This window comes from Nonomuraea sp. NEAU-A123 (genome assembly GCF_018603905.1).
GTDB lineage: Bacteria > Actinomycetota > Actinomycetes > Streptosporangiales > Streptosporangiaceae > Nonomuraea.
Genome location: NZ_JAHFZZ010000002.1, coordinates 746,700 through 758,300, shown reverse-complemented (window position 1 = coordinate 758,300; position 11,601 = coordinate 746,700). Strand labels below are relative to the sequence as shown.

Here is an 11,601-nt window from a genome sequence, read left to right as displayed (position 1 = left end):
CCTCACGCCTTGGAGGCGACATGAGTGAGGGGACGCGCAGAGACTTCTTCAAGATCACCGCAGCGGCAGCGACCGTCGGCGTCCTGGGCGCCGCGCAGGCGCCGGGAAAGCGGGTGGCCGTCCTGGGCGGCGGTGTGGCCGGGCTGTCGGCCGCCCACGAGCTGATCGAACGCGGCTTCGAGGTCACCGTGTACGAGCGCAAGGCCCTGGGCGGCAAGGCCCGCAGCATCCAGGCGCCCGGCGGGTTACCCGGCGAGCACGGCTTCCGCTTCTTCCCCGGCTTCTACTTCGACCTCACCGACACGATGCGGCGCACGCCGTTCCCCGGCAACGCGCAGGGCTGCTGGGGCAACCTGACCCGCGCCACCTCCTACCTGCTGGCCCGCCAGGACCGCCCCGACCTGACCGCGCCCTTCCCGTTCCCCCTGCCGACCAACCCCAGCATCTACTCGCTCGACAGCCTCATCGCGACGCTGATCTCCGGTCTGCAGACCATCTACAAGATCTCGCTGACCGAGGCGTCGTTCTTCGCGCAGAAGATCGCCGTGTACGCCACCAGCAGCGACGAGCGGCGCCTCGGCCAGTGGGACCGCATCACCTGGGCCGACTTCATCCGGGCCGACTGGTTCTCCGACGAGTACAACAAGATCGTCGCCGACGGCACCGTACGCAACCTCGCGGCCACCAAGTCCAAGGACGCCAGCACGCACTCGATCGGCCTGGTCGGCGAGGCCACGCTGTGGAGCGCCCTCGGCCTCGGCAACGAGCCCGGCGGCTCGATCGACCGGGTGCTCGACGGCGCCACCAGCGAGATGTGGATCGACCCGTGGGTGGCCTACCTCCGCTCGAAGGGCGTCCAGTTCAACGTCGGCTGGACCGTGGACGGCCTCACCCTGTCCGGCGGGCGGATCACCGGGGCGACGGCCGGGGCCTCGGGGACGATCAGCGCCGACTGGTTCATCGTCGCCATGCCGTCGGAGCGTGCCACCCGGCTCATCACGCCCGCGCTGGTCGCCGCCGACCCCCGGCTGGCCGGGATCGCCCGGTTGCGGCAGGACTGGATGAACGGCCTGATGTTCTACCTCAAGAAGGAGCTGCCGCTGACCCCTGGCCACGTCAACTACGTCGACTCCGCCTGGGCCGTCACCTCGATCAGCCAGGCCCAGTTCTGGAACCGCGACTTCTCGACGTACGGCGACGGCACCGTCAAGGACTGCCTGTCGACGATCATCTCCGACTGGTTCACGCCGGGCACGTTCAACGGCAAGCAGGCCAAGGACTGCACGCCGCAGGAGATCGCCACCGAGACCTGGAGCGAGATCAAGGCCCACATCCCCGAGGTCACCGACGACCTGCTCTACTCCTGGTTCCTCGACCCGGCGATCCAGAGCGGCACGAACGACGAGCCGCTGTTCATCCAGCACCCCGGCTCCTGGAGCGACCGGCCCGACTCCAAGACCGCCATCCCGAACCTGTTCCTGGCCGGGGACTGGGTCCGCACGCCGATCAACGTCACCACCATGGAAGGCGCGAACCAGGGGGCTCGCCAGGCGGTCAACGCCCTGCTGGACGCCGCCGGGTCCAGCGCGGCGCGGTGTTCGGTGCACCAGCTTTACCGCTCGCCGCTGTTCGAGCTGGACAAGGCCGAGGACAAGCTGCGCTACCGGCTCGGCCTGCCCAACAAGTGGGACATCCGCGACACGCGATGGCCATGACGGACGCCGACGTGGTGATCGTCGGCGCCCGGTGCGCGGGGTCGGCCGCCGCCATCGCCCTGGCCCGGGCGGGCCGCAAGGTCATCGCGGTCGACTCCGCGCGCTTCCCCTCGCCGACGATCTCCACTCACCTCATGTGGCCGGGCGGCCTGGCCGAGCTCGCCCGGCTCGGCGCGCTGGACCGGGTGGCGGCGCTGGGCGCGCCCCGGCTGCCGCTGGCCTCCGTCGAGATCCCGGGCGTGCGGGCCGTCGGCGGGTACAGCGCGGTCGACGGGATCTCGTACGCGCTGTGCGTCCGGCGGGCCGGGCTGGACCTGGCGCTCGTGGAGACCGCCCGGGCCGCGGGGGCGGAGGTGCGTGAGGGGACCCGGGTGACCGGGCTGCTCTCCGCCGAGGGACGGGTCGCCGGGGTCGAGGTGAACGAGCGAGGCGGGCGCTCCTACGCGCTGCGCGCGCCGGTCGTCGTCGGGGCCGACGGACGGCGGTCCACGGTGGCCCGTCTCGTCGGGGCGGCTGACCCGTACCTGAGCCGGAGGGACGGGCGGGCCTGCTACTACGCCTACTTCGCTGATCCGCACGAGCCGCTGCGGGCGGTCGCGTCGCAGTGGCGGCAGGGGGCGGAGCTGGGGACCGCCTTTCCGTGTGACGGCGGGCTGACGTTGGTGCTGCTGATGCCGCCGGACGCACGCACCACCGATTTCCGGAAATATCCCGAGAAAGAGTACGACAGGACGATCGATGAGTTGTTGCCGGGTTTGGGGGAGCGGTTGCGGGGGTGTGCGCGGCGGTCTCGCGTGTTCGGCGCGGCGGGGCTGGAGTCGTACTTCCGGGTGTCGGCGGGGCCGGGATGGGCGCTGGTGGGAGACGCCGGGCACTTCAAGGACCCGGTCACCGCGCAGGGCATCCGCGACGCCCTCCGCTTCGGCCGCCTCTTGGGGGAGTCGCTCGCCGGCCTTCCCGATCTTTCCGCGGGCGGGGTGGACGCGGTGCTCGCGCAGTGGGAGCGGCGGCGGGACCGGGAGTGCCTGGAGGCGTTCTACTGGACCGACCGCACCGGCCGCGCCGACCCGGTCGGCCCGCTCGACGTCGAGATGCACCGCGCCCTGCGCGCCGACCCCGCCCTGATGACCCGATTCCTTGACATCTACTCCCGGATCATCCGCCCGGCCGAGGCGCTCACCACGCCGCGCCTGGCCGGTTGGACGGCCCGAGCGCTGCTGCGCTCTGGCACCGATCGCCCGGCCCTGCTGCGGTTCGTGGCCAGGACGGTCCGCGAGCTCCAGCAGGAGCGCAAGCAGGTGAACCGACGACTGCTCCGGTACGGACACGAAACTCATCGCTGACGAAACCGCCCAGAACCTTTAGGCTCAGCGACGATGGATCTCGAAAACTTCGCCCCTGGTTCGGGTCGCCTCGACCCCAGGGCCGCACTCCGTTCCGACGCCCCTTCCCTCGACCTGAACGGCGACTGGCGCTTCCGCCTCTCGCCGGGCGCGAACCTGCCCGACGACTTCGCCGACCCCGACTACGACGACTCGGCCTGGGACTCCCTGCCGGTGCCGTCGCACTGGCAACTGCACGGGCACGGTTCGCCCGCGTACACCAACGTCGTCTACCCCTTCCCCGTCGACCCGCCGCACGTGCCGAACGAGAACCCGACCGGCGACCACCGCCGCGCCTTCGACCTGCCCGAGGGCTGGACCGGCGGGCGGCTGCGGTTCGAGGGCGTGGAGTCCTTCGCCAGGGTCTGGCTGAACGGCCACGAGCTGGGCTTCTCGACCGGCAGCCGCCTGCCGGTCGAGTTCGACGCCGGACCGTGGCTGGTGCCGGGCCGCAACGTGCTCGCCGTCCGCGTTCACCAGTGGTCGGCCGCCTCCTACCTGGAAGACCAGGACATGTGGTGGCTGCCCGGCATCTTCCGGGACGTGTCGCTGACCCGCTCGGCTGCCGACGTCTTCGTCCACGCCTCCTACGCCGACGGTCGCGGCACGCTGAGCTTCGACGGCCCCGGACGGCTCGCCATCGCGGAGCTCGGCGTCGCCGACCTGGCGCCCGGCACCGAGATCACCGTCGACGCCGACCCGTGGACGGCTGAGACGCCCCGCCTGTACGAGGCCGTGGTCACACTGCCCGGGGAGTCCGTACGGGTGCGCGTCGGCTTCCGCACGATCTCCATCGAGGACGGGGTGCTGCTGGCCAACGGCCGTCCCCTGCTGTTCAAGGGCGTGAACCGGCACGAGTTCCACCCCGAGCACGGCCGCGCCGTACCGTACGAGACCATGCGCGCCGACGTCCTGCTGATGAAGCGCCACAACGTCAACGCGGTCAGGACCAGCCACTACCCGCCGCACCCCGACTTCCTCGACCTCTGCGACGAGCTGGGTCTTTGGGTGATCGACGAGTGCGACCTGGAGACGCACGGCTTCGGCGAGGTCGGCTGGCGCGGCAACCCCACGGACGACCCGCGCTGGTCCGAGGCGTTGCTGGACCGGATGTGCCGCACGGTCGAACGCGACAAGAACCACCCGAGCGTGATCATGTGGTCCCTCGGCAACGAGGCCGGAGTCGGCCGGAACCTGGCCGTCATGGCCGACTGGACCCGGCAGCGCGACCCGTCGCGGCCGATCCACTACGAGGGCGACTGGTCGTGCGCCGACACCGACGTGTACTCGCGGATGTACGCCTCGCACGCGGAGGTGGAGGCCATCGGGCAGGGGGTGGAAGAGCCGCTGTCCGACCCCGAACTGGACGCGCGACGGCGGGCCATGCCGTTCCTGCAGTGCGAGTACGCCCACGCGATGGGCAACGGGCCCGGCGGCCTGGCCGACTACCAGGAGCTGTTCGAGCGGTATCCGCGGCTGGCCGGCGGGTTCATCTGGGAGTGGATCGATCACGGGCTGGCGCATCCGTCGTTCGAGTACGCGTACGGCGGCGACTACGGCGAGCCGGTCCACGACGGGAACTTCGTGATCGACGGGCTGGTGTTCCCCGACCGGACGCCCTCGCCGGGACTGCTGGACCTGAAGAAGGTGTTCGAGCCGGTCCGGTTCGAGTTCGCGGACCGCGTCGTGCGGGTGGCGAACCACCACGGATACCGCGACCTGTCGCACCTGGGGTTCGTCGCGGTGGTCGAGGAGGAGGGCGTGCCGGTCGCCGAGTTCCCGCTCGACGTGCCCGCGGCGGGGGGCGAGGTCAAGCTGCCCGATCTGCCTGCCGGGGAGGGGGAGCGCTGGCTGACGGTACGGGCCGTGCTCGCCACCGACCAGCCGTGGGCCGACGCGGGCCACGAGGTGGCTTGGGGCCAGACCCGTCTGTCACCTGAATCCAGGGAGAGCCTGCCATCCGGCGTCCAGGCTCAGGCTCACTCTGCGGCGGATCTGGACTTCGACCCCGCTACCGGGCGGCTCACCCGCCTGTTCGGGATCGAGGTCGAGGGGCCGCGGCTGGATCTCTGGCGGGCGCCGATCGACAACGACACCTACGGCGGGCTGGCGGACCGGTGGCGACGCCTCGGCCTGCACCGGCTCACCCACCGGGTGGACGCCATAGAGACCGGCGACGGGCTGACCGTACGCGCCAGGGTCGCACCGGCGGCCACCGACCTGGGCCTGCACGTCGTCTACCGATGGGTCGCGACAGGCGGCGGGCTGGAGCTGACGGTGGACGTCGAGCCGGACGGAGACTGGACCGAACCCCTCCCGAGGCTCGGCGTCGTCATGGCGCTGCCCGCGGCGTTCGGCGAGGTCACCTGGTTCGGTAGGGGCCCCGGCGAGGCGTACCCCGACACGGGCATGGCCGCCCAAGTCGGCCGCTGGTCCGCCACCGTGGAGGACCTGCAGACACCGTACGTCTACCCGCAGGAGAACGGACACCGGGCGGATGTCCGCTGGGCGGAGCTGACCAGCCCGTCCGGGGGCCTCAGGGTGACAGGCGACCCGCTCTTCGGCCTCACCGCCCGCCGCTGGACCACCGCGGAACTGGAGGCGGCCCGCCACCGTCCCGACCTGAAGCCGGGCGACCGGGTGCACGTCAACCTGGACCTCGCCCAGCACGGCGTCGGCACCGCAGCATGCGGCCCGGCCGCACTGCCGCAGTACGAGCTCCATGCCCGACCCGCTACCTTCCGCCTCCGTTTCACCCCGACGGGATCGCCTGGCGTCTGACGGCGTCGAGTCTGACGGCCTCGGACCCGATGGTCCGGGGCCTGATGGCCTGCCCCCCGTAACCCCCCTCTGTCGCAAGGAGACGTCATGGATGCCAAGCAGTACATGGCCGGTGTGTTCGACCGCGCGTCCGGCACCTACGAACAGGTCGGTGTGCCGTTCTTCGGCCCGGTGGCCGCCGAGCTGGTACGCCAGGCCGCCCCAGAGCCGGGCGACCGGGTCCTGGACGCCGGATGCGGCACCGGCGCCTCACTCATCCCGGCGGCCGGGGCGGTCGGGCCGACGGGCCGCGTGGTCGGGCTGGACCTTGCCCCGGGGATGGTCGCGGCCACAGCGGCCGAGATCGAGCGACACGGCCTGACACACGCCACCGTCCTCCAGGGTGACGCCGAACGGGCCGAGGAGCTCCTGCCCGGAGAGCGGTTCGACGTCGTCCTGGCCGGGATGATGCTGTACTTCCTGCCCGACCCGCTGACCGCCGTATGCTCCATGACCGGCCTGCTCCGGCCCGGCGGACGGCTGGCCGCCAGCCTGCTGGCCCAGGCGAGCCCGGCCGAGATCGAGCTGCTCGGCCGGGTGGCGCGAGCCCTGGCCCCGTACACCACAGCCGCAGGCACCGCCCCCTTCCACCGCACCCTCAGCACGGCCGAAGAACTGACCGAACTGCTCGAGGAGGGCGGCCTGGACGGGGTCCGCTGTGAGGACGTGGTGTTCGAGGTGATCGTCGAGGCCGGCCAGGTATGGGACTGGCTGTGGTCGGCCGCCCGCCGTGCCTCCCTGGAGACCATCCCCGAATACCTGCACCCGGAGGCCCGGGCGGCCCTGGAAGACGCCCTGGCGTACGAGACGTTCGTGCTACCCCGCACGGTCCGATTCGCCACCGGGACCCGCGCCTGACGGGACCCGGCCGCGAGAGCCGGGGCCGGTACCAATGACGGTTCCTTATCGTGGGCGACGCAGCCCGCGCAGGAAATTCCACAGTGGGGAACGAGGTGCCGGTCGTCCGGCGGCCTCATCCGATCGGGACGGCTGCGCCTCGGCAGGACCGGCGGTACGCGCGTGGACGTGGTCGCCGGCGAGTTGGTACTGGACGGGCAGGGACCGCAGCGCTCGCATGAAGGGGGACGGGCGCCAGGGCAGCTGATCGGCCGGAAGCGCGAGCTTGATCTTGGAGAACCGGTCGAAGAGCCGGCGCACGGCGATGATGGTGATCTGGGTCGCCAGCCGCTGACCCAGGCAGGCGTGCGGTCCCGCTCCCCAAGCCATGTGCGCGCGGGTGCTGCGGATGGCCTGCCGATCGATCGCCCCGGCGAACCGCGGGTCGGCGTGGGCGGCCGCGACGGAGAGCATCACCGGATCGCCGGCGGCGATCGTGTAGTTGCCCAGCTTCACGTCCGTCATCGGGAACCGGAAGGTCAGGTTGGCCATCGGCGGATTGAGCAGGGCGACCCGATTCACCGTCTCGTCGATCGAACCCACCGACAGGCTCTCCCGCACGTCCGGGTTCGAGATGACCTCGACGACCACGTTGCAGACGAGGCTGGCGGTGAAGTCCAGCAGGCCGGGCAGCATGAGGAGCTCGCGGGCCAGCTCGTCCAGCGTGAAGTCCGGCTTGGCCTGGATCATGTAGGAGGGCAGGTCGTCTCCGGGATGGTCCCGCTTGGTGGCCGCGAGCTCCCTCATGGCGGCGTACAGACGCTCGAACGCCGCGGGCGCGTCGGGCCCGGCGTCGATCATCCGCCAGATGTCCATCACCACGTCCTCGCCGCGCGCCGCGGTGAAGCCGAGCAGGCGGTTGGCGACCATCAGCGGGAGCGGCCGCGCGTACTGCGCGGCCAGGTCCGCCCATCCCGTGGAGCCGCCTTCCGTCAGCACGTCGAGGAGGTCGTCGGCGTAGCGCACGATGGCGTGTTCCAACTTCTTCGCCTGCGCTTGGGACTGGTCCTGGAACGGTACGAGCGCACTGGTCCACGCGGCCCGCAACTCGCGCTGTGCGGTGCCCTCCTGGAATGCCGAGCTGTTGACCTGGAAGACGGGGAGCAGGGGCCAGTCCGCCGGCACCCGGCCCTCCACGTAGGCGTGCCACCGGTCCACGTGCTTGCTCCAGATGCCGCCCGCGTTCTGCAGGACGCGCAGCACGTCCTCATAGCCGAGGACGAACCAGACCGGCACCCCGAGGAGATCGACCGGGGCGACCGGTCCGTACTTGCCGCGCAGGCGTTCGTGCACGAGTGCGGGATCGGCGTCGTAGTCCCTGGTCAGCAGCGGTTCTATGGAGGTCGACGCTAGTGTTTCGGTGGGCTGCTGGGGCCACGTGCCATGACTCACGGGGACGTACTACCTCTCTGGTTGCCGCTCCCTTCGCCACGTCGGTGTGATTCGACCGCACGAGTGACGCGTTCTGGGAGCTTTGCGCCGATTAGCTCAAGAGGTCAGTAAGCATCACGTATACCGGCGGTGACGGCAAGTACTCAGACTGTGAATCGCGAATGTCAGGTGCTCTTGGCCACCTTCAGCGGGGTGCCCAACCCGAGGGATCGAACGCGGCAAGACACGCGACGGCCCCGGGCAGATCGCCAGGGGCCGCGTGGTCAGTCGAACAGGCCGTTCTTCGCGCCGGTTATGAACTTGTCCCAGACGGCCCGGCGGAGAACCCACGGCTGGATGTCGGGCTGCTCTGTGTCGCGCAGGGCGACGCGGCCGTCGGACAGGTGCTTGGCCTCCAGGCACTCGCCGCCCTGGCCACTTGACGCGGTGATCCACCCCGCCGGGTCTGCGATCTCCCTGGTGATTCTTTCGCTCAGCTCCACGCTGCAACTCTCCCCTTGATGCGCTGCATTGAGAGGTACTCGGGGAGTGCCGCCTTGCGCACGCATTCGAGCCTGCCCACGAGCCGCTTGATCTCTTCGGGTTTGTCGATGACGCGACCGTGAAGGGCTGATTCGACGTACGCGGCGGTCGGCACTCCGTTCTCCTGCGCCAAGACAACCGGGCCCACCAGCACTGCCGTACACAAGGCCTCGTATGGGACGAGCTGGACGCTGAACCAGTTGTTCTCGGCCATGACGATCAGATGTTCCAGCTGGCGACGGGTCACAGAACCGTCTCCAATCGGACGATACAGGATGCCTTCATCCACGACGGCGAGGTACTTGGGCGGCTCGGGCCGGACGAAGATGGCCTGCCGTTCCAGGCGGGCCTGTACTGCCTCCTCCACTTGTTGAGGCGTCGAGTCCGGCTCCCCGGAGAAGATCGCGCGAGCGTACTCCTCGGTCTGCGCCAGCCCTGGCACGATCAGCGGTGCGACGCTGATGATCTGATCTGCCTTCCGCTCGATCGGCGGCCACTGCCGATACCAGTCAGGCATGCCTTTGCCGCTGATGGCCGGCCAGTAGGTGAGCAACGCTCCCTCCAGGCCGAGCGCCTTTTCGCAGAGCTCGATCAATTCGCGTGTGGGATTCTCATCGCCGCGCTCCACATTGCCGATGCGGCTTTTGCTGTAGCCGATGCGATCGGCGAGCTGGCTCTGAGTCAAATTTGCAGCGAGTCGGTATTTGCGTAGCTCCGCACCGAAACGCGCTGTTGGGCTGGCAGTTGGGTCCAGCTCTTTAAGTGGTGGCATCACTGCTCCCTGCGCCAGGTCCATTCCAGCTTTCTGGCTTAGTACCAGCGAAAGTCTGGGACCGCTCTGGGACTTTTCCCGCAGTTCACCCGCCTGTCGGCTCCCACCCACCACCGAGAGGACCATGATGCAGTCTGGGACAGACGAGCCGGGCCGCACTTTCCGCGAAGCCTGGATCGCCGGGGTGAACAAGCACTACCCGGGCGAACCCAAGCCTTCCTACGTCACCCCCTGGGAGGAGACCCCCGAATGGGAACGCGAAGCTGCTGCCGCCGTCTACCACCAAGTGCGGACCTTCGTCGAGATCAGCGCCGGCAGCACCGCAAAGCTGACCCGCGAACAGAGAGGCCGCTTCGTGGCCCTGTGCTGGATCGCTCAAATCCATAAGCACATTGAAACTCCAAAGCCGTCTTATGTGGCCGATTGGGAGGATCTTCCCGAGTGGCAGCGTGAGACCGACGCGGATATTTTTGAACGTATCGAAGATGACGCTTCGCTGACAGGCTGAGATATCTATTTTCGGCTGTACCAAGTCCTGCTCGACTTGCGACGAACGACCAAGCCAAGATGGCCTGCCCACAGCGCAGCGAGGGGCCGACTGTGGGCAGGCCACAAAGGGTGGCTACTTCGCGACCGTCGTCAAGCAGGTACGTCGAGTACTGTGCCCGCGCCGACCGTCAGGCCGCCCTCGCGGATCGCGAAGCCGAGGCCCGGCTCCAGAGCGACCGCCTTGCCCAGCTCTACCTGCACCTCGACCGTGTCGCCCGGCTGGGCGGGGTCGTCCAGGACGAGCTCGCCGGGTACGTCGGTCGTGCGCAGGTAGAACTGCGGCCGGTAGCCGGACGCGACCGGCCGGCGCCGGCCGCCCTCCTCGGGCGTGAGGAGGTAGATGCGGGCGGTGAACGACCGGCGAGCCCGCTGGCTGCCGGGCGCGGCCAGCACCATGCCCCGCCGCACCTGGTCGCGGCGGACACCGCGCAGCAGTACGGCGGCGTTGTCGCCCGCCTCACCCCGCTCCATCGTCTTGCCGAACGTCTCCACCCCGGTCACTACGGCGGTGAAACCACCGTCGGACCCGAGGCCGTCGTCGAACCCGACGACGCCCACCGAGTCGCCCACGCGGACCGTGCCGCGCTCGATGGCGCCCGTGACGACCGTGCCCCGGCCGGTGACCGTGAGCACGTTCTCCACCGGCATCAGGAACGGCGCGTCCACGTACCGCACCGGCACCGGGATGTGGTCGTCGACCGCCTGAAGCAGCGTGCCGATCGACGCCGTCCACTCGGGGTCGCCTTCCAGCGCCCGCAGCCCGGAGACCCGGACCATCGGGACGTCCCGGTAGCCGTGCTCGGCGAGCAGGTCGTGCAGCTCCAGTTCCACCAGGTCGGTGAGCTCCGGGTCGGCGCCGTCGGCCTTGTTGACCGCGACGACCAGGTGCTTGACGCCGACGCGCCGGGCGAGCAGCACATGCTCCCTGGTCTGCGGCATGATGCCGTCCTGGGCGGACACGACGAGGATCGCGCCGTCGAGCTGCGCCGCCCCCGTGATCATGTTCTTCACGTAGTCGGCGTGGCCCGGCATGTCCACGTGGGCGTAGTGCCTGGTGTCGGTCTCGTACTCGACGTGCGAGATGTTGATCGTGATGCCGCGCACGGCCTCCTCGGGCGTGCGGTCGATCCGCTCGAACGGCGTGTACGTCGCCTGACCCCGCTGCGCGAGCACCTTGGTGATCGCGGCGGTCAGCGTCGTCTTGCCGTGGTCGACGTGGCCCATCGTGCCGATGTTGAGATGCGGCTTGTTACGGACATAGGCCTGCTTGGCCATGATGTTCTTCCTCTTGGAGTCCTGGATGTGCTGTGACCCGCACGGGCCGACTACCTCCCCCCGCCGGGTCACCACAGGACTTACGGGAAGAGGTCAGCGCTCCAGGCCGTCGCAGGCACGCTCGAACGCGCCCGCGCTGGCGGGCGTCGCGAGGTGATCGTGCCTGAACATGAGGACCATAGTGGGACGCTCAGCGCCGCCACGCAACGCAATATTCCCACCGGTCGGTTGACCCAGGATTCCGTGTTCCCGGAGCAGGCGGTCGTGGCGGCCGCGC

General features: G+C 69.7%; 9 protein-coding genes. 5 read left to right on the top strand and 4 right to left on the bottom strand.

Features of this window, described 5'->3' with window-relative positions:
* Window positions 1-20: 20 nt before the first annotated feature.
* The 4 genes from KLK06_RS07590 to KLK06_RS07575 all read left to right on the top strand — a co-directional run bounded on the left by KLK06_RS07590 (window position 21) and on the right by KLK06_RS07575 (window position 6,775).
* Window positions 21-1,715 (top strand): FAD-dependent oxidoreductase, encoded by a 1,695-nt coding sequence (locus KLK06_RS07590; RefSeq protein ID WP_214634565.1) that lies wholly within the window; start codon window positions 21-23, stop codon window positions 1,713-1,715.
* Window positions 1,712-3,058 (top strand): NAD(P)/FAD-dependent oxidoreductase, encoded by a 1,347-nt coding sequence (locus KLK06_RS07585; protein WP_214634564.1) that lies wholly within the window; start codon window positions 1,712-1,714, stop codon window positions 3,056-3,058. The genes KLK06_RS07590 and KLK06_RS07585 overlap by 4 nt, the downstream gene beginning before the upstream one ends.
* A 33-nt stretch (window positions 3,059-3,091) precedes the next feature.
* Entirely contained in the window at window positions 3,092-5,878 is a 2,787-nt protein-coding gene (locus tag KLK06_RS07580; protein ID WP_214634563.1) for a glycoside hydrolase family 2 TIM barrel-domain containing protein, read from the top strand.
* Window positions 5,879-5,965: 87 nt separating this feature from the next.
* Window positions 5,966-6,775 carry a class I SAM-dependent methyltransferase gene (locus KLK06_RS07575; protein ID WP_214634562.1) on the top strand — a complete coding sequence of 270 codons (810 nt, stop codon included), beginning with the start codon at window positions 5,966-5,968 and terminating at the stop codon, window positions 6,773-6,775.
* A 45-nt stretch (window positions 6,776-6,820) separates the two neighbouring features.
* On the opposite strand, the gene KLK06_RS62240 is transcribed toward KLK06_RS07575, so the two are convergent.
* The 3 genes from KLK06_RS62240 to KLK06_RS07560 all read right to left on the bottom strand — a co-directional run bounded on the left by KLK06_RS62240 (window position 6,821) and on the right by KLK06_RS07560 (window position 9,524).
* Window positions 6,821-8,206 carry a cytochrome P450 gene (locus KLK06_RS62240; protein WP_214634561.1) on the bottom strand — a complete coding sequence of 462 codons (1,386 nt, stop codon included), beginning with the start codon at window positions 8,204-8,206 and terminating at the stop codon, window positions 6,821-6,823.
* A gap of 263 nt (window positions 8,207-8,469) precedes the next feature.
* Window positions 8,470-8,688, bottom strand: a complete 219-nt coding sequence (locus KLK06_RS07565; protein WP_308168141.1) for a DUF397 domain-containing protein — start codon at window positions 8,686-8,688, stop codon at window positions 8,470-8,472.
* On the bottom strand, window positions 8,679-9,524 hold the full coding sequence (locus KLK06_RS07560; protein WP_214634560.1) for a helix-turn-helix transcriptional regulator: 846 nt from the start codon (window positions 9,522-9,524) through the stop codon (window positions 8,679-8,681). Before KLK06_RS07560 ends, KLK06_RS07565 begins: the two co-directional genes overlap by 10 nt.
* A gap of 100 nt (window positions 9,525-9,624) precedes the next feature.
* Between KLK06_RS07560 and KLK06_RS07555 the strand changes: the two genes are divergently transcribed.
* On the top strand, window positions 9,625-10,008 hold the full coding sequence (locus KLK06_RS07555; protein WP_214634559.1) for a hypothetical protein: 384 nt from the start codon (window positions 9,625-9,627) through the stop codon (window positions 10,006-10,008).
* A 131-nt stretch (window positions 10,009-10,139) separates the two neighbouring features.
* On the opposite strand, the gene tuf is transcribed toward KLK06_RS07555, so the two are convergent.
* On the bottom strand, window positions 10,140-11,324 hold the full coding sequence (gene tuf / locus KLK06_RS07550) for an elongation factor Tu (protein WP_214634558.1): 1,185 nt from the start codon (window positions 11,322-11,324) through the stop codon (window positions 10,140-10,142).
* Between the last annotated feature and the right edge of the window lie 277 nt (window positions 11,325-11,601).

What these genes read in the sequence shown, in the direction of transcription:
- KLK06_RS07590 (WP_214634565.1), top strand. Translation starts at nt 21, where the DNA reads ATGAGTGAGGGGACGCGCAGAGACTTCTTCAAGATCACCGCAGCGGCA.
- KLK06_RS07585 (WP_214634564.1), top strand. Translation starts at nt 1,712, where the DNA reads ATGACGGACGCCGACGTGGTGATCGTCGGCGCCCGGTGCGCGGGGTCG.
- KLK06_RS07580 (WP_214634563.1), top strand. Translation starts at nt 3,092, where the DNA reads ATGGATCTCGAAAACTTCGCCCCTGGTTCGGGTCGCCTCGACCCCAGG.
- KLK06_RS07575 (WP_214634562.1), top strand. Translation starts at nt 5,966, where the DNA reads ATGGATGCCAAGCAGTACATGGCCGGTGTGTTCGACCGCGCGTCCGGC.
- KLK06_RS07560 (WP_214634560.1), bottom strand. Translation starts at nt 9,524, where the DNA reads ATGGACCTGGCGCAGGGAGCAGTGATGCCACCACTTAAAGAGCTGGAC.
- KLK06_RS07555 (WP_214634559.1), top strand. Translation starts at nt 9,625, where the DNA reads ATGATGCAGTCTGGGACAGACGAGCCGGGCCGCACTTTCCGCGAAGCC.
- tuf (WP_214634558.1), bottom strand. Translation starts at nt 11,324, where the DNA reads ATGGCCAAGCAGGCCTATGTCCGTAACAAGCCGCATCTCAACATCGGC.